27 protein-coding genes are annotated in these 26,040 nt (G+C 34.7%); 17 read left to right on the plus strand and 10 right to left on the minus strand.

Translation table 11 applies throughout. The annotated features are described in order from the left end of the window. Positions 1-68: 68 nt before the first annotated feature. The 3 genes from OPU68_RS12780 to OPU68_RS12790 form a co-directional block, all read right to left on the minus strand. Positions 69-770, minus strand: a complete 702-nt coding sequence (locus OPU68_RS12780; protein WP_498474373.1) for a tRNA1(Val) (adenine(37)-N6)-methyltransferase — start codon at positions 768-770, stop codon at positions 69-71. Continuing rightward, positions 771-2,153 (minus strand): sensor histidine kinase, encoded by a 1,383-nt coding sequence (locus tag OPU68_RS12785; protein ID WP_498474374.1) that lies wholly within the window; start codon positions 2,151-2,153, stop codon positions 771-773. It abuts the gene before it with no gap. A 118-nt stretch (positions 2,154-2,271) separates the two neighbouring features. Further along, positions 2,272-2,886, minus strand: coding sequence for a riboflavin synthase (locus tag OPU68_RS12790; protein WP_498474375.1), 615 nt, complete (start codon positions 2,884-2,886; stop codon positions 2,272-2,274). 396 nt (positions 2,887-3,282) lie between these two features. Between OPU68_RS12790 and pdxA the strand changes: the two genes are divergently transcribed. From pdxA to OPU68_RS12825, 7 genes are all read left to right on the plus strand, one after another. Then, complete coding sequence (gene pdxA, locus OPU68_RS12795) at positions 3,283-4,368, plus strand: 4-hydroxythreonine-4-phosphate dehydrogenase PdxA (RefSeq protein WP_498474376.1); 1,086 nt, start codon at positions 3,283-3,285, stop codon at positions 4,366-4,368. Between the two features lie 123 nt (positions 4,369-4,491). Further along, positions 4,492-5,019: a YceD family protein gene (locus OPU68_RS12800; protein WP_498474377.1), complete on the plus strand. Its 528-nt coding sequence runs from the start codon at positions 4,492-4,494 to the stop codon at positions 5,017-5,019. Between the two features lie 45 nt (positions 5,020-5,064). Beyond that, positions 5,065-5,268 (plus strand): 50S ribosomal protein L32, encoded by a 204-nt coding sequence (gene rpmF / locus OPU68_RS12805; protein ID WP_028121219.1) that lies wholly within the window; start codon positions 5,065-5,067, stop codon positions 5,266-5,268. 103 nt (positions 5,269-5,371) lie between these two features. After that, positions 5,372-5,848, plus strand: coding sequence for an acetyl-CoA carboxylase biotin carboxyl carrier protein (accB, locus tag OPU68_RS12810; protein WP_498474378.1), 477 nt, complete (start codon positions 5,372-5,374; stop codon positions 5,846-5,848). A 97-nt stretch (positions 5,849-5,945) separates the two neighbouring features. Then, positions 5,946-7,304: an acetyl-CoA carboxylase biotin carboxylase subunit gene (accC, locus tag OPU68_RS12815; protein WP_498474379.1), complete on the plus strand. Its 1,359-nt coding sequence runs from the start codon at positions 5,946-5,948 to the stop codon at positions 7,302-7,304. A 103-nt stretch (positions 7,305-7,407) separates the two neighbouring features. Continuing rightward, on the plus strand, positions 7,408-8,658 hold the full coding sequence (gene rocD, locus OPU68_RS12820) for an ornithine--oxo-acid transaminase (RefSeq protein WP_498474380.1): 1,251 nt from the start codon (positions 7,408-7,410) through the stop codon (positions 8,656-8,658). 1 nt (position 8,659) lies between these two features. Continuing rightward, on the plus strand, positions 8,660-9,412 hold the full coding sequence (locus OPU68_RS12825; RefSeq protein ID WP_498474381.1) for a glycosyltransferase family 2 protein: 753 nt from the start codon (positions 8,660-8,662) through the stop codon (positions 9,410-9,412). A gap of 20 nt (positions 9,413-9,432) precedes the next feature. Here the strand turns inward: OPU68_RS12825 and OPU68_RS12830 are convergent, their stop codons facing one another. Further along, positions 9,433-10,302: a hypothetical protein gene (locus OPU68_RS12830; RefSeq protein ID WP_498474382.1), complete on the minus strand. Its 870-nt coding sequence runs from the start codon at positions 10,300-10,302 to the stop codon at positions 9,433-9,435. A 238-nt stretch (positions 10,303-10,540) separates the two neighbouring features. Between OPU68_RS12830 and OPU68_RS12835 the strand changes: the two genes are divergently transcribed. From OPU68_RS12835 to OPU68_RS12845, 3 genes are read left to right on the plus strand one after another with little or no spacing between them, the layout of a single operon-like run. Beyond that, positions 10,541-11,509, plus strand: a complete 969-nt coding sequence (locus OPU68_RS12835) for a glycosyltransferase family 2 protein (protein WP_498474383.1) — start codon at positions 10,541-10,543, stop codon at positions 11,507-11,509. Next, a complete protein-coding gene (locus tag OPU68_RS12840) occupies positions 11,506-12,558 on the plus strand; it encodes a glycosyltransferase (protein WP_498474384.1) in 1,053 nt (350 codons plus the stop codon). Before OPU68_RS12835 ends, OPU68_RS12840 begins: the two co-directional genes overlap by 4 nt. A 1-nt stretch (position 12,559) precedes the next feature. Then, positions 12,560-13,552, plus strand: a complete 993-nt coding sequence (locus OPU68_RS12845) for a WaaS/CpsH family glycosyltransferase (protein WP_498474385.1) — start codon at positions 12,560-12,562, stop codon at positions 13,550-13,552. A gap of 4 nt (positions 13,553-13,556) precedes the next feature. Here OPU68_RS12845 and OPU68_RS12850 read toward each other — a convergent pair whose 3' ends face one another. Next, positions 13,557-15,491, minus strand: a complete 1,935-nt coding sequence (locus OPU68_RS12850; RefSeq protein ID WP_498474386.1) for a glycosyltransferase — start codon at positions 15,489-15,491, stop codon at positions 13,557-13,559. A gap of 191 nt (positions 15,492-15,682) precedes the next feature. On the opposite strand from OPU68_RS12850, the gene OPU68_RS12855 reads away from it, so the two are divergent. After that, positions 15,683-16,567: a hypothetical protein gene (locus tag OPU68_RS12855; protein ID WP_498474387.1), complete on the plus strand. Its 885-nt coding sequence runs from the start codon at positions 15,683-15,685 to the stop codon at positions 16,565-16,567. 51 nt (positions 16,568-16,618) lie between these two features. On the opposite strand, the gene OPU68_RS12860 is transcribed toward OPU68_RS12855, so the two are convergent. Beyond that, positions 16,619-16,960 (minus strand): phosphomannose isomerase type II C-terminal cupin domain, encoded by a 342-nt coding sequence (locus tag OPU68_RS12860; RefSeq protein ID WP_498474415.1) that lies wholly within the window; start codon positions 16,958-16,960, stop codon positions 16,619-16,621. Between the two features lie 139 nt (positions 16,961-17,099). Between OPU68_RS12860 and gltX the strand changes: the two genes are divergently transcribed. Then, a complete protein-coding gene (gltX, locus tag OPU68_RS12865) occupies positions 17,100-18,608 on the plus strand; it encodes a glutamate--tRNA ligase (protein WP_498474388.1) in 1,509 nt (502 codons plus the stop codon). A 64-nt stretch (positions 18,609-18,672) separates the two neighbouring features. Further along, on the plus strand, positions 18,673-19,629 hold the full coding sequence (locus tag OPU68_RS12870) for an acetyl-CoA carboxylase carboxyltransferase subunit alpha (protein WP_498474389.1): 957 nt from the start codon (positions 18,673-18,675) through the stop codon (positions 19,627-19,629). A gap of 314 nt (positions 19,630-19,943) precedes the next feature. On the opposite strand, the gene rpsB is transcribed toward OPU68_RS12870, so the two are convergent. The 3 genes from rpsB to rplM form a co-directional block, all read right to left on the minus strand. Further along, on the minus strand, positions 19,944-20,705 hold the full coding sequence (gene rpsB, locus OPU68_RS12875) for a 30S ribosomal protein S2 (protein ID WP_498474390.1): 762 nt from the start codon (positions 20,703-20,705) through the stop codon (positions 19,944-19,946). 179 nt (positions 20,706-20,884) lie between these two features. Beyond that, positions 20,885-21,271 (minus strand): 30S ribosomal protein S9, encoded by a 387-nt coding sequence (gene rpsI / locus OPU68_RS12880; protein ID WP_034969720.1) that lies wholly within the window; start codon positions 21,269-21,271, stop codon positions 20,885-20,887. Between the two features lie 5 nt (positions 21,272-21,276). Beyond that, positions 21,277-21,732, minus strand: a complete 456-nt coding sequence (rplM, locus tag OPU68_RS12885; RefSeq protein ID WP_034969716.1) for a 50S ribosomal protein L13 — start codon at positions 21,730-21,732, stop codon at positions 21,277-21,279. A gap of 213 nt (positions 21,733-21,945) precedes the next feature. Here rplM and OPU68_RS12890 point away from each other — a divergent pair, with 213 nt between their 5' ends. Then, entirely contained in the window at positions 21,946-23,040 is a 1,095-nt protein-coding gene (locus OPU68_RS12890) for a DUF3667 domain-containing protein (RefSeq protein WP_498474391.1), read from the plus strand. A gap of 60 nt (positions 23,041-23,100) precedes the next feature. On the opposite strand, the gene OPU68_RS12895 is transcribed toward OPU68_RS12890, so the two are convergent. After that, the gene (locus OPU68_RS12895) at positions 23,101-23,433 is read right to left on the minus strand and encodes a hypothetical protein (RefSeq protein ID WP_498474392.1); all 333 of its coding nucleotides are present in this window, start codon (positions 23,431-23,433) and stop codon (positions 23,101-23,103) included. Positions 23,434-23,567: 134 nt separating this feature from the next. On the opposite strand from OPU68_RS12895, the gene pncB reads away from it, so the two are divergent. The 3 genes from pncB (at position 23,568) to OPU68_RS12910 (ending at position 25,921) form a co-directional block, all read left to right on the plus strand. Continuing rightward, positions 23,568-24,743, plus strand: a complete 1,176-nt coding sequence (gene pncB, locus OPU68_RS12900) for a nicotinate phosphoribosyltransferase (protein ID WP_498474393.1) — start codon at positions 23,568-23,570, stop codon at positions 24,741-24,743. A gap of 279 nt (positions 24,744-25,022) precedes the next feature. Further along, entirely contained in the window at positions 25,023-25,502 is a 480-nt protein-coding gene (locus OPU68_RS12905) for a BON domain-containing protein (RefSeq protein WP_498474394.1), read from the plus strand. 2 nt (positions 25,503-25,504) lie between these two features. Further along, positions 25,505-25,921, plus strand: a complete 417-nt coding sequence (locus OPU68_RS12910; RefSeq protein WP_498474396.1) for an SH3 domain-containing protein — start codon at positions 25,505-25,507, stop codon at positions 25,919-25,921. The last annotated feature ends 119 nt before the right edge of the window (positions 25,922-26,040 follow it).

The following is a 26,040-nucleotide window of genomic DNA, read 5'->3' on the forward strand; positions in this document are numbered from 1 at the left end:
ACTGAAATTCAGCGGGTTTTGTTTTTAAGTTAATATTCAAACAATCTATAAGTAAAGATTCTCCAATCTCAAAGTTTTTTATTGAACAGATGAAAGTCCTTCGTCAGTTCCAAATATTCATCTGAATAAACTCTTGGCGATTTTTCTATCACAAAGTTTTCTACTTTTGTTTGTGATTCTTTGAAGGAATATTCCAAAACTAAACGTTTTGGCTCTGAAGTTTTAATTCCTTTGATAATGACTTTTCTTTGGATGAATAAATTATTCTTTAGGCAAATCTCTGTAAAGTCTCTTTCAGAATCGATTGGAATGATAACTGACAAAAGCCCATTTTCGGAAAGCAATTGACTTGACTTTTGAATCAAATCAAAAAAATCCAATTCTAATCTCTGTCTTGCAGCAATGTCTTTTCCTGAATTATTGATTTCAAAATAAGGAGGATTTGAAATAATTAAAGCAAATTTATCTTTCGTTCCAAAGTTCTTTAAATCCTGAAGTTTGCTTTCGATGCGATCCGAAAAAGGTGAATTTGAGAAATTGGTTTGAGAAATATTGACTGCTTCCGGATTAATATCGATTGCTAAAATTTTCGCATCTGGATTTCTTTGAGCTACCATTAATGAAATAACCCCTGTCCCGGTTCCAACTTCAAGAATATTTTTAGCTTGAGAAACATTAGTTAAAGCACCAAGCAAAACTGCATCTGTCCCAACCCGAAAAACTTCTGCATTTTGCATAATATCAAACTGTTGAAATTTAAACGGCTTCATCTAAATATTTGAGGGCATTGATATTGTAAAAGTTGCACCATTGTTTTCTTCAGAAGCTACGGTAATGGCTCCGTTGTAGTCCTCAACCATTCGTTTAACCATCGTGAGTCCTATTCCCATTCCGCTGTTTTTGGATGTAAAATTCGGATCAAAAATCCTATCAAGTTTGTCTTCAGAAATTCCAACGCCATTGTCCTGAACGGTGATTCTGATTCGCTTTTCGATTTTTTCCAAATCTACATTGATGACAGATTTCCTGTCATCAGATTTTGCCTGGCTCGCATTGGTAACAAGATTTGTAATGATCCTGGTGAGATAATCTTTATCAATTTTCATCTGAATATTATCCTGATTGGCGTGGACAAAGATATTTTCATCACTGAAAATCGTCAGTGCATTTTTGACTTCATCATTCAGAGAGATTTCTTCATCATTTTTCTGTGGCAGCTGTGCAAATTGCGAAAAAGCACTCGCTACTCTGCTGATGACATCTATCTGACCTATTATCACATCGCTCAGACTTTTAACTTTAGCAGAAATATTGGGATCGCTTGGGTCAAATTTTCTCTCAAAATTCTGCATCATTAGCTTCATTGGCGTCAATGGATTTTTGACTTCGTGCGCCACTTGCTTTGCCATTTCCTGCCAGGCAGATTGCTTCTCTATGTAGCTGAGACGCTCGCGCTGATCAGCAATTTCCGCAATCATTTTGTTGTAAGCTTTTACCAAAGCATTCAGCTCATCATTCTTATAATATTTGATTGGACGCAGATTTTTATCAAACAGATTAATCTTGCTAATCATTGATGTAAACCTGATAATGGCTTCCGTCAGATTATTTGAAATAATCCAGCTCAGCCAAATACTGAAAAGGATAATCAAAATATTAACCCCAATAATATATGCAAAATAATGCTTGAAAACATCCATATACACACTCTCGTTATGGTAATATGGGAAATAGATATACGCAATATCTTCCAGCATATTATTTTTCAGAACCATATAAGAAGAAATGATGCTTGCGCCTAATTTCTCATCATAAGACTTGTCATCATACTGCTTTCCGTTTTTCCGGATTTCTTTAATGACATTGGCGGGCATTTGTTTTTGAGGAACAAGATTAGGATCTTTATTAGACAAAAGGTAATTGCCCTTCAGGTCATAAATAATGATATCGTGTTTATTAACATCAGCAATTTCATAGATTTTATTCTCCAAAACTCTGGGAATATCATAAGTCTGAACCTGAGAATGACTCAGCGCATAATCCAATGATGCCATCAGGGCCTGAGATTTATTCTGCATATCGGTCTTGCTCACCTTCTTGGCATTGTCCCGCAAAATCACGAAAGACAAAGCCGCCGAAGTTACTACACTCAAGATGCAAATTGTAAGAAACCCGATGAATACTCGATTTCTTAACCGATAGCCTTTATAATCGCTTAATGGCATTTTTGATTTTTCATTTGTGGTTTTTATTTCTTAAAGCTTACTGCATTTATTTATATTTCTCTATTAAGTTTGCCATTGGCGATTTCAAAAGTTTTGCAACGTATTTCCCGATAATATCAAATTCCAGATTTACAACATCGCCTACATTTAGGTTTTTCATATTCGTGAACACCCAAGTGTAAGGAATGATCGCCACAGAAAATTTCCCATCTCCGCTTTCAGCAACAGTTAGGCTGATTCCATTCACCGTTATCGAGCCTTGCGGAACAGTTGTATATTCTGCAGATTCGTCGTAATTGATGGTAATGAAATAACTTCCGTCCTGATTTTCGATGCTTTCCACCGTTCCCGTTTTGTCCACGTGACCTTGCACGATGTGACCGTCCAGTCTTCCTTCGAATCGCAAACAACGTTCCAAATTAACTTCCGTTCCCACATTCCAAAAATTAAGATTGGTTTTTTCCAGCGTTTCGTTAATTGCCGTTACCTTATAAGTATTCTCCGTAATCTCCACAACCGTAAGGCAACAACCGTTGTGCGCCAGACTTTGATCGATTTTCAATTCCTGAGTGAAAGGTCCGCTCAGCGTAAAATCTATATTACTTTCGTTTCTGTCAATTTTCTCTACTTTTCCCGTAGCTTCAATGATTCCTGTAAACATTCTCTTTTTGTATTTTAAAATTTTTAGGAGCTTAATCCCGCTTTCCACTATATCTTTTTCGCCCTCGCTTTTTTCAAGCCACCGCAGAAAAAGGATGCCGTTGCAATCGGGGCTATGGGCCTTGTCTTCCGTAGAAACTTTTCACATTAAATAAAGCTTTCATCATTAAATATGAAAATTTCTACCACATAGACACATAGTTTTCAAAAAAATCAAAGATAAAATAGCACATTCAAAATCTATATTATCTTTCAAAATATGAATCTTTCAATTTTCTATGTGCCTATGTGGTTATACAAATCCTCACAAGCCATCAAATTAGCATCCGTTTCATAAGAAAAACTCCCTAAAAAATTGTAATTTTGTAAATTCTTTATAAATGTCAAAGATAAACAAATGAGCTCCAAACACCATAAAATCAGAGTAGGAATTTCAATCGGCGATTTCAACGGAATCGGTCCGGAAATCATCCTCAAATCTCTGAAAGATAAATCCATCACAGACTTTTTTACGCCCATAATTTTTGGCTCAGGAAAACTTTTCACTTATCAGAAAAATGTTTTTAAACTTCAGACCAACTTTAATTACATCAACGAAGCGAAAGAAGCTCAGTCCGGAAAAATCAATATGGTGAATCTTACAAAGGAGAACAGCAACATCGAATTTGGTGTCCCAACGGAGGAATCCACAAAAATGGCCATCGACTCTTTGAATGCTGCGACAGAAGCTCTATTAAATAAAGACATCGACGTTCTCGTAACTGCACCAATCAACAAAGACGAAATGATGAAATATGGTTTCGCTCACGCAGGCCACACCGGTTATTTCGAAGAAAAAGCTGGCAAAAAAGCCGTAATGTTTATGGTAAGCGAAGGTTTGAAAGTCGCTGTCTCCACGCACCACATTCCGGTTTCGGAAATTGTAAATCACATTACGAAAGACAATATTAAAAAACAAGTGAAACAATTGGTTGCTACATTGAAAGAAGATTTCTGCGTAGAAAAACCGAAAATTGCCGTTCTCGGCCTCAATCCTCACGCTGGCGACGGTGGCGTAATCGGAAAAGAGGAAATCGAAATTATTCAGCCTGCGATTCAGGATTTGTTTAATGAAGGCATTATGGCTTTCGGTCCTTATCCGGCGGACAGTTTCTTCCAACCAGAGAAATATAAAGCGTTCGACGCAGTTTTAGCGATGTACCACGACCAAGGTTTGGCGCCATTCAAAACGATTGCCTATCAAGAAGGCGTGAACTATACCGCAGGCTTACCTTTTATCAGAACTTCGCCAGACCACGGCGTTGCCTACGATATTGCGGGGAAAAATATTGCGGACGAGACTTCATTTTCAGAAGCAATTTTCACAGCCATAGATATTTTTAAAAGCAGAGACGAATACCAGGAATTGAGAGCGCATCGCCTCCGTCCAAAAGCTACCCACGCACATAGCGGACCAGACGAGGATTTGCCAAAAGAAAGCTAACAACTTTCTTCAAAATTGAAACATTAAAATAAGTTTTTGGAGGACTAATTTTTTGCAATTCAAGTATTTCCAAAAAATATTTTGTTATTTGAAAAAATTAAATTATTTTTGCAAACCATTTTTATGGACAGATTTAGAAACTACGACATTGCTTTTGTAGGCTTAAAAGCTGGAAAGCACGATTTCAATTATGAAATCAATCAGGAGTTCTTTGATTTATTTGAGACTGAACAGGAGTTTTTCAACCCAAATATCAATGTGAATGTTCTTTTGGACAAGCACACGACATTTTTGGAATTCATATTCGAAGTTTCAGGAACCGTTCAATTGATTTGCGATATTAGCAATGATGAATTTTCCGAAAACATAGAAAACGATTTGAAAGTTCTTGTGAAATTTGGAGAGGAATACGATGACAGCAACGAGGATGTGATTACCATCAACAGAAAAGACAGCGATTTCAATATTGCGAATCTTATTTACGAAACGGTGGTTTTATCAATCCCAATGAAGAAAGTAGCGCCTTCTGTAAAAGACAATGATGAATATCAAAATCTTTTAGACAAATACAGTCCAAAAATAATCGAGGAAGAAGAGGAACAAGTTGACCCAAGATGGGAAGCTTTGAAGAAATTAAAAGATAACAATTAAGAAATAACAATATAATTCGAAAGAATTTTTTAAAAAGTACTAACAATGGCACATCCTAAAAGAAGACAGTCGTCTACAAGAAGAGATAAAAGAAGAACACACTACAAAGCTGTAGTTCCTCAATTGGCTAAAGACGCAACGTCTGGCGAAATGCACCTATACCACAGAGCGCACTGGCACGAAGGAAAACTATACTACAGAGGAAAAGTTGTAGTAGAGAAAACTGTAGAAACTATAGAAGAAAACTAAGAATTATCTTTGATAATCTTATACTTAGCATAAAAAACCACTCGGATTTTATTAATTTGGGTGGTTTTTTATTATATTTGGCGTTCAAAACATTTAAAATTTTATGGATATAAAAGACATTCAGAATCTTGTAAGATTTGTAGCAAAAGCAGGAGTTTCCGAAGTGAAATATAAAAATAAAGACTTCGAAATCTACATCAAAACACCACTTGGAGGCGAGCCTGTAAGCTATGTAACACCACAGGTTTCTTATCAGACTCCTTTTTCTGCACCAGCTGCAAGTCCAGTTTCTGCTTCTAACGATAATTCTGAAGCAACAAACGCTTCTGATGACAGCAAATATATTACGATTAAATCTCCAATGATTGGAACTTTCTACAGAAAACCATCTCCAGATAAAGAGGTTTTCGCAAACGTAGGCGATTCTGTGACAGAAGGGAAAGTAGTTTGTGTGATCGAAGCGATGAAGCTTTTCAACCAGATCGAATCAGAAGTTAGCGGAAAAATCGTGAAGATTTTGGTAGAAGATGCTACTCCTGTAGAATACGATCAACCATTATTTTTAGTAGACCCTTCTTAAAGGAATTTTAGATGAAAGATTATAAATTTTAAATGAAAATCGATTCGTTTAAAATTAATTTAAAATTCAAAATTTAAAATTTAAAATTTCTAAAAAGATGTTCAAAAAAATATTGATCGCAAACCGTGGCGAGATCGCAATGCGAATTTTGCGTACGGCTAAGGAAATGGGAATCAAAACAGTGGCTGTTTACTCAACTGCTGACAAAGACAGTCTTCACGTACGTTTTGCGGACGAGGCTGTTTGTATTGGTCCGCCAATGAGCAAAGATTCTTATCTTAAAATTCCTAATATTATCGCAGCTGCAGAAATCACCAATGCAGACGCCATCCATCCAGGTTACGGTTTCTTATCAGAGAATGCAAACTTCTCCAGAATTTGTGCTAAGAATGGCATCAAATTCATTGGAGCAACTCCGGAACAGATCGAAAAAATGGGAGACAAAGCTACGGCTAAAGCGACTATGAAAGCAGCTGGAATCCCTTGTGTTCCAGGTTCTGAAGGTTTGATCGATTCTTATGAAGATGCAAAGAAAACTGCGAAAGAAACAGGATATCCAGTGATGATCAAAGCTACTGCCGGTGGCGGTGGAAAAGGGATGAGAGCCGTATGGAAAGAAGAAGATCTGAAAGAGCATTGGGATTCTGCAATCCAGGAAGCTGTTGCAGCTTTTGGAAATGGCGGAATGTACATGGAAAAACTGATCGAAGAGCCAAGACACATCGAGATTCAGGTTGCTGGAGATCAATTTGGTAAAGCTTGTCACCTTTCTGAAAGAGACTGTTCTATCCAAAGAAGAAATCAAAAACTGATCGAAGAAACACCTTCTCCTTTTATGACAGATGATCTTCGTGAAAGAATGGGTGCTGCGGCTGTAAAAGCGGCGGAATACATTTCTTACGAAGGTGTTGGAACCATAGAATTTTTGGTGGACAAACACAGGAATTTCTACTTCATGGAAATGAATACGAGAATCCAGGTAGAACATCCAATTACGGAACAAGTTGTTGATTTCGATTTGATCCGTGAGCAGATTTTATTAGCTGCCGGAACGCCAATCAGCGGGAAAAATTATTATCCGAAAAGACATTCTATCGAGTGTAGAATCAATGCGGAAGATCCTTATGCTGATTTCCGACCGTCTCCGGGAAAAATTACGGAACTTAATATTCCTGGTGGAAATGGTGTAAGAGTTGACACTCACGTTTATTCCGGATACACGATTCCATCCAACTACGATTCTATGATTGCAAAACTAATCGTTACAGCTCAGACAAGAGATGAATCGATTGCGAAAATGAAACGTGCTTTGGAAGAATTCTACATAGAAGGTGTGAAAACGACCATTCCTTTCCACAGACAACTATTGGAAAATGAAGATTTCTTAGCTGGAAATTATACTACCAAGTTTATGGAAGATTTCGTCATGGACAGAAGTTTTGATAATCATATCTAAAAAATATTATTAATACAGATATAAATGCCTGACTTTAAAAGTTAGGCATTTTTATTAGTTATGATGATTTCAAATTTATTATTTTTACAAAAATTAAAAGTTTATGTCAACAGCAGTTCAGGAAAAAAATTCCCAATATTTCATCGACCTCGAAAACCAATACGGCGCACACAATTATCATCCGCTTCCTGTAGTTTTGGATCGTGGTGAAGGTGTTTTTGTTTGGGATGTGGAAGGTAAGAAATACTTCGATTTTCTTTCTGCTTATTCCGCTGTAAATCAAGGACATTCTCATCCAAAAATTGTAGAAGCATTGGTAAATCAGGCTAAAAAATTAGCGTTGACTTCAAGAGCTTTTTATAATTCAAATCTTGGAGAATACGAAAAAAAAATCACTACTCTTTTCGGATTTGATAAAGTTCTTCCAATGAATTCCGGTGCTGAAGCTGTAGAGACAGCTGTAAAATTAGCAAGAAAATGGAGCTACGAAATCAAAGGAATTTCAGAAAACGCTGCGAAAATTGTGGTTTGTGAAAATAATTTCCACGGAAGAACGACGACAATTGTTTCCTTCTCAAACGATCCCGATGCGAATCAAAATTACGGACCTTTCACCCCAGGATTTATTAAAATTCCTTACAACGACTTGGCTGCTTTGGAAGAAACTCTGAAAAATGATGCTCAGAATATTGCGGCATTTTTAGTGGAGCCAATCCAAGGAGAGGCCGGCGTTTATGTTCCGGATGACAATTATTTAAAAAATACTTCGGAACTTTGTAAAAAACATAACGTTCTATTCATAGCAGATGAAGTACAAACCGGAATCGCAAGAACCGGAAAATTGATTGCTTGTCATCACGAAAACGTTCAGCCAGATATTTTGATTTTAGGAAAAGCACTTTCCGGCGGAATGTATCCAGTTTCTGCAGTTTTGGCAAATGACGAGATTATGAATGTCATAAAACCAGGTCAGCACGGTTCAACTTTCGGCGGAAATCCTATTGCCTGTGCTGTTGCAATCGCTGCTTTGGATGTTGTAGCTGATGAAAATTTATCCGAAAGATCTGAAGAATTGGGAAAACTGTTCCGTTCTGAAATTGAAAAATTAATTGAAAAAACAGACTTAATTACGAAAGTTCGTGGAAAAGGTTTGCTTAATGCAATTCTTATCAATGATTCTCCTGACAGCAAAACTGCCTGGAATCTTTGTGTACAACTGAAGGAAAACGGACTTCTCGCAAAACCGACGCACGGCAATATCATCAGACTGGCACCACCTTTGGTCATTACAGAAGAGCAACTTTTGGAGTGTGTGAAAATCATAGAGAAAACTGTTTTGGAATTCGAAAATTAAAATGCAGAAACTGAAAGAAAAAGTAAGTGGATTGATCATCACTTTTAATGAAGAGAAAAATATTCGGGAAGTTCTTGAATGTTTTGGCTTCTGCGATGAGATTATTGTTGTCGATTCTTTCAGCACAGATAAAACGGTAGAGATAGCAAAAGAGTTTGCAAAAGTAGAAATCATTCAGAATAGATTTGAAGATTTTACCAAACAGAGAAATATTGCTCTGGATGCTGCAAAAAATGATTGGGTGTTATTTTTGGATGGCGATGAGAGAATTTCACCACAATTACGCAAAGAAATTATCGAAACGGTGAAAAATCCGAATTCAAAAGATGCTTACTATTTTTACAGAACATTCTTTGTCGGAAAGAAAAAAATAAATTTTTCAGGAACTCAGAATGATAAAAATTTCCGCTTGTTCAGAAAATCAAAAGCACATTATTCTGAAACTAAAAAAGTTCATGAAACGCTGGAAGTTAATGGATCTATTGGAATTTTAAAACACAAACTTCTTCATTATTCTTTTGAAAATTACGAACATTTCAAAATTAAAATGTTGTCTTATGGAAGATTAAAAGGACAGGAACTTCAATTAAAAGGAAAAAAATATTCTTCTTTCGTACAATGGAGCAAAGTTATTTTCAAATTTTTAAAAACTTACATTCTCAAGCTTGGAATTTTGGACGGCATTAATGGGCTCAAAATCAGCTATCTTCAAAGTTTGTACGTGTATGAAACTTACCGAACGCTGAAAAACTAAGGCATTTAGTAAAAAACATTTTATCTATTTACAAAAAGTGGCTTTTTATTTTTAAAAAAACTGTCAATAAAGTTTGTAAGTTTTCTTTGGGTGCTGGATTCTTTAACCCGAATTGGAATTTGAGTGAGATCCATTTCTTTCACCCTCTCTATTATTTCATCTAAAGAATAATTTTTCATAAAGACTTCCTTGATAAAATCACTAATAATTTTGTTCCACTCTTTTTTATTACCCCAGTAATGTCCAACGATTTGGTACGCAGGCTGCAATTCTGAATATGCATTCAGCCCAAGAGAAAAAGCAAATTGTTCTATCAATCTTCTTGTTACGCCATCAGCACACATGGCGTCATTAATTCCTAGTGTTAAGTCAAGACAAATAAAATGTTTGTTAGAAACCCCAATGAGTCCCGCATTCCACATTGTAGAATTTTCATTTATTTTAGTATTATGATAGGTTTTGCCTTTCATTTGCTTCCACATCAACTTTTCGGTTTTTGTGTTAAGTGTTGATAGCTTTCCCTCCTTTATGTGCATATAGTTTTGTCCGTTTTTCATACCGTTGCGCAAAACATCCATATCCTGATAGAAAAAAGTATCTCCATCCAAATAAAGAATAGAATCTAAAGGATATTTTTGAGCAACCAACTGAAGTGCTTTAATTTTTACACGCCAAAAAAACTTATACTTTCCTTCCCATTCTAATATAACCTCGCGGCTGATTGGTATTATTTCTATGTTATCTTTAAAAGACCGAAATAATGATGGATCTTCGGCAACAACGATAATCCTATCTTCAACACTTTTACGAGCCAAGGCTGTATACATTGAAAAATATACTTGCTGGTAATTATCCAGATTATTGCCAAATACTAGATATACAATATTCATAAAATTTTTATTTAAAAGCCTTTTAATAGGTCGATAGTTGTGTTTTCTGGTCAAATTTAGTGTAAATACAGCTGATATTAAAATTTGTTTGGCCTAATATTTTCTACTAAATTGCAGCATAAATCATCTTGTAAAATGGCTGTTTATTATAGTCTTTGTTTTATGCAAAAAATGTACAGAAATCATTTTCGTTTAGATCAATTTTCCCTAAATCAAGTATTAGCCTACTTTAATTTTCATGAATAATTATCCGCTGATCAGCCTAATCATTCCTTGTTATAATGCCAAACAGACGTTGGGAAAATGTCTGGATTCTGTAATCCAACAATCGTACATTAATCTAGAAATCATTATTGTTGATGATGGTTCTACAGACGAAACTTCAATGATTTATGAAGATTTTCTTCGTAAAGATGAAAGAATTAAAATTTTCAAGCAGGAAAATTCAGGCGTTTCGAAAGCGAGAAATAAAGGTTTAGCAGTCGCAACAGGAGAATATATATGTTTTGTGGATTCTGATGATTGGGTAGAACCAGATTATTGTTCGGAGCTATATCATTCGCTTGTTAAAGAAAATGCGGATATCGCTATTGTAGAAGCCTCTTATGAAGATGAAAACGGAAATATTGTTTTTAGCAAGCCTATTTCTGAAGAGATGGTAATTGATGGCAAAAGAGCTTTAGAGCTTTTATTGGAAGATAACATTATACAAAGCCATCCGTGGGGGAAATTATATAAAGTTTCGTTTTTCAGAAATGTAAATTTTCCTGAAAATTTGAAATGCTTCGAAGATTACTCAACACTTTTCAAGGTTTTTGATAAGGCCATTAGAGTTGTCAAATCGAATAAGAAGCTTTACCATTATATACAGCATGAGCATAGCCTTTCACACAATCTCTCTCCTGAAACTGCCTATTATTTTTATTTAGCGATAATGGATGTTATCAAATTCTGGCAAAGTAAGAAACTTGTCACGAACAAAGGAAAAATCGCAAAAAATATCATCAGAAAACTATTGATGGTTCTTAAGCGTATTCTACGAAATACGAATGAGGAAGAAATGCTCGCCGAAAAGAAAGAAATCCGGAAATCTTTTGAATCACTTCTTATATATACTGCAAAAGACATTGGTGTAGAATATTACTTTTATATAAGATTATACTATTACTATCCAGAATTTTACACAAAAATAATTTCTAAAAAATGACAAGCAAACCACTTGTATCCATCATTGTTCCTTGTTATAATGCAGAAAAATTTGTAGAAACTTGCGTGAATTCTGTAGTATCGCAAACTTATAAAAACTGGGAATGTATTTTAATTAATGACGGAAGCAATGATAAAACTTTAGATTTAATACGAAAATTTGAATCTCAAGACAAGCGGATTCGTGTTTTAAACCATGAGAATTTAGGACCATCAGCTGCAAGAAATAAAGGAATCGATAATGCAAACGGAGAATTAATATTTTTTTTAGATGCAGATGATATCCTAATTAATAATACAATTACCACTTTGGTTTCGTCTTATAACAATAATGATATTATTATCGGTGCGACTATGACTTTTTCTTTGTGTAATGAAAAAATTATTAAAGGCTCCTACTTATATTATCCTAAAGAAGGTAATATTTCCTTCAAGAACGAAAATAATGAAGTTTTAATAAGAACCATGGAATCCGGAATTACACCAGTTCCTCATAATAAATTATATAGAAAAGATTTTATTAATAAATATCAACTTCGTTTCAAGTTTGGTATTTTGCACGAAGATGAATTGTGGTTTTTTGAAACCATGTTATTTGCCCGAAATGTAAAGTTTATAGACACAGAAACTTATCTATATAGAATTAACAATCAGGGCTCAATAACAAAAAACATGAATGACAAAAATTTAAATTCCTATATTCAAATTATGTATCATATTGTGACGAAATATTCTAAACACAAAAATTTTGGCGTCATAGCAAAATGGTATGCGGTTTACATTAAGAAAATTCTTCTTGATTTTGCAATTAGAGACCGGGCTAAATTAAGTGATGAAATAATTTCAAAACTAGAATTGGCTTTAAAAGATTGTTACCTTCCTCTCGGAAAAGATCATATTCTCTCGAAGAATAATGACATTTATTATAAAAAGATTAATCAATTATCCTTGCAAAAATTTAGTATAATTGAAAAATATTTCTTCCGAAATCCAATTAATAGTGTTAGAAAAGTAGTTAAAGTCATTAAAATTTCCTATTTTTTAAAATAAAATGACAAAAGCTAAAACTTTTCTTTTAATGATGGCAGATTATTCTGATTTCCCCACATTATTTGCTAAAAACCTTGAAAAAGAAGGGTTTGTACCTTATGTAATTACTGATAATATCCCAGATTTTAAATATAAAAATAGAGAAAGATATATCAATTTTTTAAAAAAAACATTTCAGAAAAATAAAGAATATAAAAAAAATCTTGTAGAACAGCACAGATTTTTAGAATATTCCAATAAAATAAATGCTATAGGTACTGATTTAGATTATGTTCTAATTATTCGTCCAGATCTTTTCCCAATTTCTGTAATCCAATTTTTAAAAAAGAAAACTAAAAAACTCATTGCCTATCAATGGGATGGAATAAATAAATTTCCAAAAATAAAAGATTATTTTTCATTATTTGATACGTTTTATTGTTTTGAGGATGTGATAGGAATAGAAAATATTAGAAAGATTAACAATTTTTATTTTGATTATGATCACTTTGACGAATCTCAAAATACCTATAATTATGACTCTCCCATTTTTTACTTCGTAGGTTTAGATTGGGAAAATAGAAGAGAAAAAATAAATAAATTTATAAGGTTTACAAATAATAATAATAATTACAAAATCAAATTTTATATTCAAGAATTTGAAAAAAACACGAACAAAAATCCTTCGATAAATTACATTAAAGATCGGATTTCGTTTACAGAGAATATAGAATTGGTGAAAAAATCAGATATTCTTGTAGATTTTTTAGACCCAAGACACTCAGGTTTATCCATACGTTTTTTTGAAGGCCTATATTACAAAAAGAAAGTAATTACAGATAATAAAATGGTGAAGCAATACGATTTTTACCATCCAAACAACATCTTTGTTTTGGAAAATAACAATTACAATCATATTGAAGACTTTTTAAAGGTTCCTTATCATGAAATGAGTGAAGAAATTGTCAAAAAATATGGCTTCAGCCATTGGATTAAACAAATTACAGAAAATTAAAATATCAAAAGCCGAGGTAGTTCAAAAGTTTTTTGATATTATTTTCCTGCGTCTCAATAGAGAATTTTGAAAGCGGCAATGCACTATTGGTATGTAGTGTCTGCCATAAATTTTCATCGTCATACAATTCTAATATTTTTTTCGCAAAATCTTTCGGGCTTTCATCACTTATGCAAGCTGTAATTTTATCTTGCAGCCCCATTCCCTCCGCACCTATAGTGGTGGTGACTACTGGCAGACCGAACTCCAACGCTTGTCCAATTTTTCCTTTTACGCCGGCTCCGTATCGCAATGGCGCTACAAATATTCTGGAATTTTCAAACCAATAATCTACAGATTCTTTATATCCTAATATTTGAAACTTGTCCGAATGATATTTTTCTTTTAAATCTTCCGGGAAATTAGGTCCTAAAATGTAAACTTTAATAGAATTATTTTTTTCCCAAACCAAAGGCATTATCTTTTCAAATAGAAATTTTACTGCATCCACGTTAGGTATATGGTAATATCCACCTATAAAAAGCAGACCTTCTCGCTTAGTAAAATCAGCATTTTTAACGGCCACAGATTTATGAATATTACTGATTGTAAATACTTTATCTCTTTCTATGCCTTGATTAGATACGATTTCCTTTTCTTCATCACTTATGGAAATTACCGCATTTGCATTTTTCATCCCGAAATACTCCTTTTCTTTAAAGGATTTCATTTCTTTTTTCCTGCTTTTGGTTACTTCTAAATATTTATTTTCACGTTCCATTCTCAAGTAATGAAGATCTACCATATCATATATAATCTTTTTACTGGAAATTTTATTTTTTATCTGTTTAAACCAATAATCAAATCCTAATGGTCTGAAAATCCATATAATATCAACATAATGAAGAGCTTCTGTAACCTGATCAGAAACCTTTACAATTTTATCCCGAGTATTTACATAGTCCTTACATACTTCTACACCCATACTTCTGAAAAAATCAACATAAACATCATCACCTGTTTCTTCAAAATGCTTTACTGCCAAAACTATTTTATGCTCATTTTTTTGAAGGATTTTAATAATTTCAAAAAGTCTTCTTGAACCAGAATCTTTATCAGGTTTTGGCATGTTTTCCTCCAGAATGAGAATACTTGGTTTTTTATAATGTGCGTTAAAATTGGTTCTTACTCCATCATCCAGAAATCTTTCATTAGTAAAATATTTGTCCCATCTACTCATAAAAACCTCCCTGTTTTTCTGTAACAAAACTTCTTTTCCGCTATCTTTTCCAGTGTAAGAGATATTTTCAAAATGAATGATTTCTGACTTTGGCTGATAATAAATATCCAGATTTTGCTCATATTTTAATCTTTGGCAAAAGTCGGTTTCCTCATAATAGGCGGGTAAAAAAGCTTCATCTAAAAGGTTTAGTTTTCCATTAATATCTTTTCTTTTGAATAATAAACTACAGCCCGAACAATAATCTACTTTCCTTAGGTAATTAAACTTTGAAGCGTCTATTGCGTCACACCTTCCCAAATTAACAATCTCCGAATCTTTGAAAATAAGACATCCTGCTTCCTGCAGAGTGTTGTCTGCAAAAACCATTTTGGAGCCGACTGCGCCAACTTTTTCTTTGGTTTCAAAAACCTCTAATAGGCTCGACAAATACTTTTCCTGAACTTCTACATCATTGTTTAATAGATAGACATATTTTCCTTTAGCCGCTGTAATTCCTTTATTTACATTTCTTAAAAATCCGAGATTTTCAGAATTATTAATGACAGTGATGCCTTTTATATTATCTAAATAATGCAAAGTATCATCAGTACTGTTATCATTTATGATAATAATTTCCTTTGGAATATCCTTATCATATTGTTCAATGGTATAAAGACAATTAAGAGTGTATCTGATCTGGTTATAAACTGGTATAATGATAGATACTTCCGGATCCACATTAGATTTATTAAAATCAAAATTATAATTTTTAAAAAAATCAAGATCAAAATGGTTAATGTTCAGTTTTCTTTTATTCCTGATAAAATTACGATTTTCAATTTTTTTTTTAAAAAATCTTTTAATTCCCATTTTTAATTTATTATTTTGGTGAGCTACTTTTAATTTAAGAAAACGAAAGTAAGCAAATTATGAGAGACAAAAAAAATGTTATCAAAGCTGGATATCTTATATCATACGATTATTCTTATATCTTCACTTCTGTAAAATTAATTTACGATTACGTTGACAGTATTGTTATTAGCTATGATGCGGATAATAAAACTTGGGCAGGAAATGATGTTTTTATTCCAGATAGCTTTTTTGCAGAAATCAAAGCAATTGATATTCATAATAAAATCACGTTCTACAAAGACCAATTTTATGTTCCCAATATGCAGCCTTTGGATCTGGACACAAGGCAACGCAATATGATGGCGGAAAAAATGGGAAGTGGAGGATGGCATATCCAGATTGATAGTGACGAATACTCTTATGATTTTAAACTATTGGCACAGTTCCTCAGAAAACATCAATTCCTTACTAAAAACCCGAAAAAGACGCCGATTAATTTTTTAGTTAATTTGGTTGTGCTGTTCAAACAAAATAAAGACGGTTTTTATGTAATTCAGCCTTTCAATGAGACTTGCTTTTTTATCACTAATAACCCTGTTTACGAAAAAGTAAGGCAACCCAAGGTTGGTAAAACTTTACAATTAGATTATTATTTAATTCATCAATCATGGGCAAGAACCCCCGCTGAGATTCAACAGAAAATCACAAACTGGGGTCACAAAAATGACTTTGATGTCCAAAAATTTTACGAAAAATGGAAAGATTTGGAGGAAAATAATTATAAAACCTATATTGATTTTCACCCGCTTCCAGGATCATTCTGGGGAAAGCTGGATTTTTTTGAGGCAACTGATATTCAAAATTTTATTGAAAAATTCAAAAAAAAATATCCTCAAAATAAATTATATTTAAACCTGTCTTTTACAAAAAAAATAAAACTCTACATCAGAAGTTTGTTTTAAGTTTATACAAAAAAAGGGAATATTAATATTCCCTTTCTCCATTCTATTTTTTTAACTTCTATCATACTCATCTTCCAATCTCACGATATCATCTTCACCAAAGTAAGTGCCTGTCTGCACTTCGATGAAAACAACGGGTTTGTCAGTAAGATTCATAATTCTATGTTTTGCTCCCAACGGAATGAAAATGCTTTGACCATAAGTTAAAGGAATTTCTTCTCCATCCAGAACAATCGTTGCATTACCTTCTATGATTGTCCATTGTTCCTGTCTTTTGTAATGGAACTGGTAAGATAATTTCTGCCCGGGATTTACCTCGATTCTTTTCAATTTATAATGTGGTTCGTCTGCCAATACAAAATATTTCCCCCACGGTCTTTCGCCTATTTCCAACATAGTTTTTATTTTAATTAACAAAAGTAGCATTTCGAAAAAGATTAACCAAATTCAAAAGGCAAAACGCCAAGAATTTCTTAATTTTGCACCACAATTTTTTAGTCATTCCGATGACTTTTAAAAATCAATAAGAATTATGAAAAAAGTAAGAGTGCGATTTGCACCCAGCCCGACTGGAGCATTACATCTCGGAGGCGTACGAACAGCCCTGTATGATTATCTTTTCGCTAAAAATCAAGGCGGCGAATTTGTTCTTAGAATCGAAGATACCGATACTGCAAGATATGTGGAAGGTGCTGAAGACTATATTATGAATTCTCTGGAATGGTGCGGAATCATCCCGGACGAAAGCCCTAAAGTTGGTGGGCCTTATGCACCTTACAGACAATCTGAAAGAAGAGACATCTACGACAGATACAAAGAACAAATTCTTAAAACAGATTACGCTTATTTAGCTTTTGATACACCGGAAGAATTGGACGCAATCCGTAAAGATTTCGAAGCTAAAGGTGACGTTTTCTCTTACAACTACCAGACAAGATTAAAATTAAAAAACAGCATTTCTCTTTCTCAGGACGAAGTTCATAAATTAATTGATGCGAATATTCCTTACGTTGTTCGTTTTAAAATGCCGGTTGACAGAACTTTGAATCTTCAGGACATCATCAGAGGTAATTTTTCTGTGAATACCAATACTTTGGACGATAAGGTTTTGATTAAAAATGACGGAATGCCAACTTACCATTTCGCTAATGTGGTTGATGATTTCGAAATGAAAATCTCTCACGTGATTCGCGGTGAAGAATGGTTACCATCGATGCCTTTGCACGTTTTACTATATGAGGCAATGAATTGGGAAGCTCCTGAATTTGCCCATTTATCATTAATTCTAAAACCAGAAGGCAAAGGAAAATTAAGCAAAAGAGACGGTGCCAAATTTGGATTTCCGGTTTTCCCGATGAATTTCAAAGATCCGGAAAGCGATGAGATCTGGAAAGGCTACAAAGAATCCGGTTATTTCCCGGAAGCTTTTATCAATATGACCGCATTGCTTGGCTGGACGCCTGCAAATGACAGAGAAATAGTTTCTATGGACGAGATGATCGCTGAATTTGATCTTCATAAAGTTCATAAAGCAGGCGCAAGATTCGATCCTCAGAAAGCAAAATGGTTCAATCAGGAATATCTTAAAACTAAATCGAATGAAGAAGTTTTAGCATTATTAAAAGAAGTTGAAGAAGTGAAAGCTTTGAATCTTTCTGATGATAAATTATTGAAGATTGTTTCATTAATGAAAGAGAGAGCAACTTTCGTCATTGATATTTATAACGATGGAAAATTCTTCTTCGAAGCGCCAACTTCTTACGACGAAAAAGCATTGAAGAAAGCCTGGAACGATACAACTTCAGCGATATTAAAAGATTTTTCAGCTAAATTGGAAACTTCGGAATTTGATTCTGAAACTTTGAAAGAAGCTATTCATCATTTTGCAGAAGAACATTCATTAGGAATGGGGAAAGTAATGATGCCACTTCGATTAGCATTAGTTGGAGAACTGAAAGGCCCTGACGTACCGGATATTATGAATATTATCGGCAAAGAGGAAACTTTAAAAAGAATAGAAAAAGCAATTGCAGTAAATTAATTGTCTTTTTCAAAATCGATTTATAAAAAAAACATTATTTTTGAGGGTTTAATCCAAACAAAACATGGAATATTTAGAATTTGAACAACCTGTAAAGGAATTGATAGATCAGTACGAAAAATGTGTGCAACTGGGTACAGAAAGCGGCATTGATGTAGATGAATCCTGCAAAAAGATCAAAAACAAAATAGAAGAAACTAAGAAAAAAATATACGAAAATCTGACGCCTTGGCAGAGAGTTCAGCTTTCCAGACATCCGGACAGACCTTACACGCTTGATTACATCAACGGTTTGGCAGACGAAGGTAGTTTTGTTGAACTTCACGGTGACAGAAACTTCGGTGATGATCCTGCGATGATTGGCGGAATTGCCAGCATCAGCGGAAACACGGTTATGTTGATCGGAACTCAGAAAGGTAGAACGACCAAAGAACGCCAGCACAGACGTTTCGGAATGTCAAATCCTGAAGGTTACAGAAAGGCTTTAAGGCTGATGAAGCTAGCAGAGAAATTCAATATTCCTGTCGTAACTTTGGTTGATACGCCGGGAGCATATCCAGGATTGGAAGCTGAAGAACGTGGACAAGGTGAGGCCATTGCCAGAAATATCTTCGAAATGTGTTCTCTTAAGGTGCCAATCATTACCATTATCATTGGTGAAGGTGCAAGTGGTGGCGCATTGGGAATTGGCGTTGGAAACAAAGTCTATATGATGGAAAATACCTGGTATTCTGTGATCTCTCCGGAAAACTGTTCTGCGATCCTTTGGAGAAGCTGGGAATATAAAGAAACCGCAGCTGCAACAATGAAACTGACAGCTGATGATATGCTGAAACAGGAATTGATTGACGGCATCATTCCAGAGCCATTAGGCGGCGCACATTATGACGCTGCGACTACTTTTGAGAATGTGAAAAAAGTGCTGTTAAAAGACATTAAAACATTATCTAAGCAAGCACCTGAGAAATTGGTTCACGACCGTCAGGAGAAATTCATTGCGATGGGAGAATTCAAAGGGTAACATTTGGCTTTTTGCGATTAGCTTTTGGCTACGTCTCTTAAATTCAATAAAATACAACCCTTTCAGAGTTTGAAACTTTGGAAGGGTTTTTGTTTGTCTAAACTTGAATGAATGAAAAATCTTGAATTTGTAAAACAAATGTTCAATTTTGCGAAGCTGCAGCCCGACTTGAATGGAGCTCTTTTTTGCATTGGGAAAAGCTTTGGCAAAAAAAGCGGGAACGGAAGGCGGAAAAAGCTGCCCAAAATATCACACAAAAAAAAGCGGTCTCAAATATTTGAAACCGCTTTTCTATTTTTAGATAAATCCTTCGATTATTCAGCATCGAAATCAGCATCTGCATCTGCAGAAACTTTTTCGCCTTCTTCTTTAGATTTTTCTTTGTCTGCTTTTCTTTGAGATAAACCTTCTTTGATAGATTCTGAAACTACGCTCAACAACATATCAATAGATTTGGAAGCATCATCATTTCCTGGGATTACGAAATCCACTTTTCTCGGATCTGAGTTAGTATCTACGATACCAAAAACCGGGATACCCAATTTTTTAGCTTCAGTCACTGCGATGTGCTCTCTCATAATGTCAACTACGAAAATAGCTGAAGGAAGACGAACCATGTCTGCGATAGATCCTAAGTTTTTCTCAAGATTTGCTCTTTGACGATCTACTTGTAGTCTTTCTTTTTTAGACAAAGTTTCGAAAGTACCATCTTTCTTCATTTTGTCGATTTGGTTCATTTTCTTAACTGCTTTTCTGATAGTTACAAAGTTTGTAAGCATACCACCTGGCCATCTTTCTGTAATATAAGGCATGTTAAGTTCAGCAGCGTGTTTTGCTACTACTTCTTTCGCTTGCTTTTTAGTAGCTACGAAAAGAACTTTTTTGCCTGCAGAAGTTAATTTTTCCAAAGCTACACAAGCCTCGTCCAATTTAACAGCTGTTTTATGTAAATCTACGATGTGAATACCGTTTTTCTCCATGAAAATGTATGGAGCCATATTTGGATTCCACTTTCTAGTCATGTGACCGAAGTGTACGCCAGCCTCTAAAAGGTCTTTTACATTTGCTTTTGCCATGTTTTTTTGTTTTTTGTTAGTTTACTTTCCGCTTTTCTGCAATCAACTTTACTTTAGATGGGAGTAAAGTTTGGATGCTAAACGTAACGGGCAATATTTAAGTGAGATTAAAAGACTTAAAGATTTGAGATATGAGACTAATAATCTCCCAGCTCTTCTCTCTCCATCTCTTGTCTGGATTAACGTTTTGAGAACTGGAATCTCTTTCTTGCTTTTTTCTGACCGAATTTCTTTCTCTCAACCATTCTTGCATCTCTTGTAAGCAATCCGTGTGGCTTAAGAACCAAACGATATTCCTCATTGATTGCGCATAATGCTCTAGAAACTCCTAGTCTGATAGCTTCAGCTTGTCCAGTAATCCCTCCTCCGAAAACATTCACTTTAAGATCATACTGATCAACAGTTTCTGTCAACAAAAATGGCTGATTCACTTTATAAACCAAAACATCCGTACAGAAATAAGTTTTAGCATCTTTACCGTTTATGCTAATAACGCCAGTTCCTGGCTTAACAAAAACTCTTGCAACAGAAGTTTTTCTTCTTCCGATTTTGTGTACTGTAGACATATTAATTATTTGAATTCGTTAACATTGATTACTTTAGGCTGCTGAGCTTCATGTTTGTGTTCTGTTCCTTCATATAAATAAAGGTTTTTGAACAAAGCAGAACCTAGTCTGTTTTTAGGAAGCATCCCTTTGATGGATCTTTCCAAAACTTTCAGTTCGTCTTTTTTCTTAAGCTCGTCTGCAGTCATAAACTTCTGACCACCAGGATATCCTGTATGCCAGATGTAAGTTTTATCTGCCCACTTGTTTCCGGAAAGTGTAACTTTCCCAGCGTTCAAAACGATCACATTGTCTCCGCAATCTGCGTGAGGTGTGAAGTTCGTTTTGTGCTTACCTCTCAAAATCTTTGCAACGGTAGAAGCTAATCTTCCCAACGGTTGCCCAGCAGCGTCTACAACAACCCATTCTTTATTTGCTGTAGCCTTGTTTGCCGATACTGTTTTGTAACTTAATGTATTCACAATTTATCGTTTACGATTAAACATAATTTTCCCTTACGGGTGTGCAAAGGTAGCAAAATTTTTTCGCCTGAAAAATTAATCCGTGAAAAAGATTTTAATTTTCTAATAATTAATGAGTTATTAATTCGAATTCTGCTCGCACTGTTCAAAATTAATTAATATGAAGGCTATTATATAACAGTCCTTTTTTATATTTTTGGTGAAAATTCTAAAATGAGCCACGGAAAACTGAGAGAAGAAAAAGACTGCCTGAATTGCGGACACACCGTTGAGGAAAAATACTGCCCCAATTGTGGACAGCAGAACATCCAGACAAGACAGCCTTTCCATTATCTCTTCACTCATTTTGTAGAGGATTTCACACATTACGACGGGCAATTCTGGGGAACTTTAAAAAATTTACTCTTTAAACCCGGGAAATTGACGACCACTTATCTTGAAGGAAAAAGACAAATATTTGTTCCGCCTGTTAAGCTTTATATATTCGTCAGTTTCATCACATTCTTTCTGTTTGCTTTATTTCCACCTTTTAATATCAATTTTGACGGAAAGGGAACAACAAAATTACTACCTCAAAAAAATAAAATCTCTGAACTGCAAAAAGCATATAACGATGCACGGACCAAAGAAAAATTAGAAGCAAGCGACAGTTTATATGTAACAAAGATTGATGCGCTCATGAAAGACTCCGCCAAAATAAATGAAATGGAGAGAACCTTTGACATGAATAAGTCGTTAGATGACGACATCAAAGTTTCCGGATACAACAACAGAAAGTCTTTTGACTCCGCCACTGCAAAAAATCCTTCGTTTTTTGATTTTATAAATGTTCCGTTTGCCCATAAATATTTTGAACTCAAGGAACAGGGTGTTAAGAAAGGTGAGATTTTGAAAAAACTATCTGAAACATCTTTCCACAATCTTCCAAAAGCGCTTTTCATTTATCTGCCGATTTTCGCTCTATTTTTATGGATATTTCACAACAAAAAGAAATGGTGGTATTTTGACCACGGTATTTTCACATTGCATTACTTTGCTTTTTTGCTTCTTAATATTTTAATATTTACATTCCTTAGTAAACTGCCTGATTTGATTAATATTGCTTTTATCAATACAATCATTTATATCATAATGACAGCGATGGTGTTTTACAGCGCTATCTATTTCTTCATTGCGCATCACAGAGTTTACCATTCACACGGTGTTGTAAGCTTTATTATAGGATCTATATTATTCTCGATTAATCTATTTGCATTCTTATTTTTAGCGATTGGACTTGGATTGATAAGTTTTCTGATGATTCATTAAAAAATAAAAAAGCCAGACTTCTAAGGAAATCTGGCTTTTTTAAATATTTTAAAATTAAGATTAATATCGCAAGGATTTACTTTCTCTGAAACTTGCTATCATATAATAAGCGACAAAAACTGTAGAGAATTTGATGATTGATGGAATCGCAGTTTCAAAATTAAAAAATACCAATCCTACAATAACGAGGAAAACAATTCCTATAAAAGAAATGCCCATTTTCTTTGGCAAAGGCCAATCCGGATGGTCCACGAAATAAGCCAATCCCCAACCAATTCCAAACGCGGAAGCCACATAAAGTTCTACCCAGAAATCCACCGGACTTCCTGTAAGACGCCTCAGGAAAAAACTAATCAACGTTCCGACCACAAAATACATCAGTGCCTTTACCATTTCAAAATCATTTTTGCAAAAGTAAGAATTGTAAAATTGTACAATGTAAAAAGTAGAATGTATTAATGATTAAAAATATGCTACACCAAATTCTCCTCAACAAAATTCCTTAAATTTGTGTAAACGATATTTTTATGCGCGAGGTTCGGCTGAATTCTATTCTGGATAATGACTTTTACAAAATCACAATGCAAAATGCAGTCGTGAAATTATTTACCAACGAAATTGTAAAATACGAATTCATCAACCGTGGAAAACACGAGTTTCCGGAAGGTTTTGCAGACGAACTCAGAAAATCTGTCAACGCAATGGCAGAACTGAAACTCACGAAAGACGAAAAAAAATATCTCAAGGTCACTTGTCCATATCTTGCCCTTCCCTACCTCGATTTCTTGGAAGGTTTTCATTATGATCCTTCGGAAGTAAAAATTGAACAAAATGGAACTGAACTGAAAGTCTTTGTTGAAGGACTTTGGTACAGAACGATTCTTTGGGAAGTTCCTTTGCTTGCGCTTATCAGTGAACTTCATTATGAAATGAATCATCTGGAAAGACAAACCAACGAGGAAGTCATTGATAAAACGGTGGAAAAAGCCGTGCATCTTACAGAACTCGGTGTCCCGTTTGCAGAGTTTGGGACACGAAGAAGACATTCTTACAAAGTTCACAGATTGGTAATGGACGCTTTGATTCAGGATAAAAAATCCACTTTTACAGGAACTTCGAATGTTCATTTGGCGATGCTTTACAACGTAAAACCAATTGGGACGCACGCGCACGAATGGTTTATGTTTCACGCGGCGGAATTTGGTTTCAAGATGGCGAATTCTATCGCACTGGAAAATTGGGTCGATGTTTACCGCGGTGATTTGGGTGTTGCACTTTCCGATACTTATACGACGGAAGTGTTCTTCCAGCAGTTTGATAAGAAATTTGCAAAGTTGTTTGACGGCGTTCGTCACGACAGCGGCGACCCGTTGGAATTTGCTGACAAAACCATTGCACATTATCTGAAACAAGGCATCAATCCATTGTTCAAATACATTATTTTCTCAGACGGACTGAATCTTGAAAAAGTGGAGGAAATCACGAATTACTGTAAAGGAAGAATCGGGATTTCTTTCGGAATCGGAACCAATCTTACAAATGATGTTGGACTGAAACCAATGAATATCGTCATGAAACTCATTAGCGTAAAAGGTATTAACAACGAATGGATACCAACCGTAAAACTTTCGGATGAAAAAGAAAAATACACCGGTGATCCGAAAATGATAGAACTGGCGAAAGAATTTTTGCGGATTAAATAATAAATATTAATTATTTTTTCGTGATGATCATTCATAATAAATTACTTCTGTATTCCTACTTTATATTCACACATTTAATTGATTATCAAACTTTTCAAAACTTGATAACCTCCGAAATTCATTCTGTTAATTTTAATTAAAATTAATTTCCGTATCGAAAAAAAAATTAATTTTACAAGAAGTGAAAGTTTGAAATTGTAGTGTCAAGACCTTTAAATAACTATGTTTTTGGCATCAATTTTACTACTTAAAGAACACAATATAAAATTATTTTATACTATGAGAAAAACAATTAAAATCGCTGCTCTTGCCTTAATGGTATCAATGACAGCTGTTTCTTGTAAAAAGAAAGTCTCTGATGCAGAATTGACATCACAGGCAACCACTGTAATCACGGCTTATCCGGGAACTTCTGTGGAAGTGAAGGAAGGACAGGCTCATCTAAGCGGAGTTTTCGCAACCGAAGCTGACAAACAAGCAGCCATCGACGCTTTGAAAAAAGTGGAAGGTGTAAAAGATGTTCATGATATGGCAACTGTAGCTCCTGTAGCTGCACCTGTGGAAGTGAATATTGTTGATGCTGCTGTTCTAGCAAAAGTAAACACAGCACTGAAAGATATTCCCGGCGTAAAAGCTGAAGATATGGGCGGAATGCTTACACTTACAGGAACTACTACTGCGGCAAACGCCAGAAAAGTAAAAGAGTCTATAGATGCTTTGAAAATTGGTAAATACGATAACAAAATAACAGTTAAATAATTATGAGCTTACAAGATAAATACGCAAGTGTAGTTTCTGCAGCTCAGTCTGCTGGAATTTCTGATCTTTCTGTTCAGGAGCAGGATGGGATTTTGTACATTACTGGAAAAGCGACAAACAGCGCTTCAAAAGATTCTGTCTGGAACGCTCTAGGAGCAATTGACCCATCTTACACTGCAACCGACATCAACGTTGATGTACAAGTTTCGGGATTGACCGTTGGCGCTTCTTTGACTGTTGCAACAGACGAATCCAACCTGAATATTCGTCAGGAACCTTCTACTGATGCTGCAGTTGTAGGAAAAGCTGCGAAAGGCGAAACCGTAACTTTGGTAGAACAATCTTCTGACGACTGGTGGAAAATCAAAACAGCTGACGGTGAAGAAGGTTATGCCTATGCAAGATATTTGAAAGCTTAATTGACTTAGATTACCTAATCATATTTTGAAAGTTCCGAAAGGATTTGACAAATAATAAGGTGAAAAGTCCGGTGCAGTACCGGACTTTTCATTTTCTTTTGCAATAATTATTTGAGTTT

This window comes from Chryseobacterium sp. TB1-D10 (genome assembly GCF_059803555.1).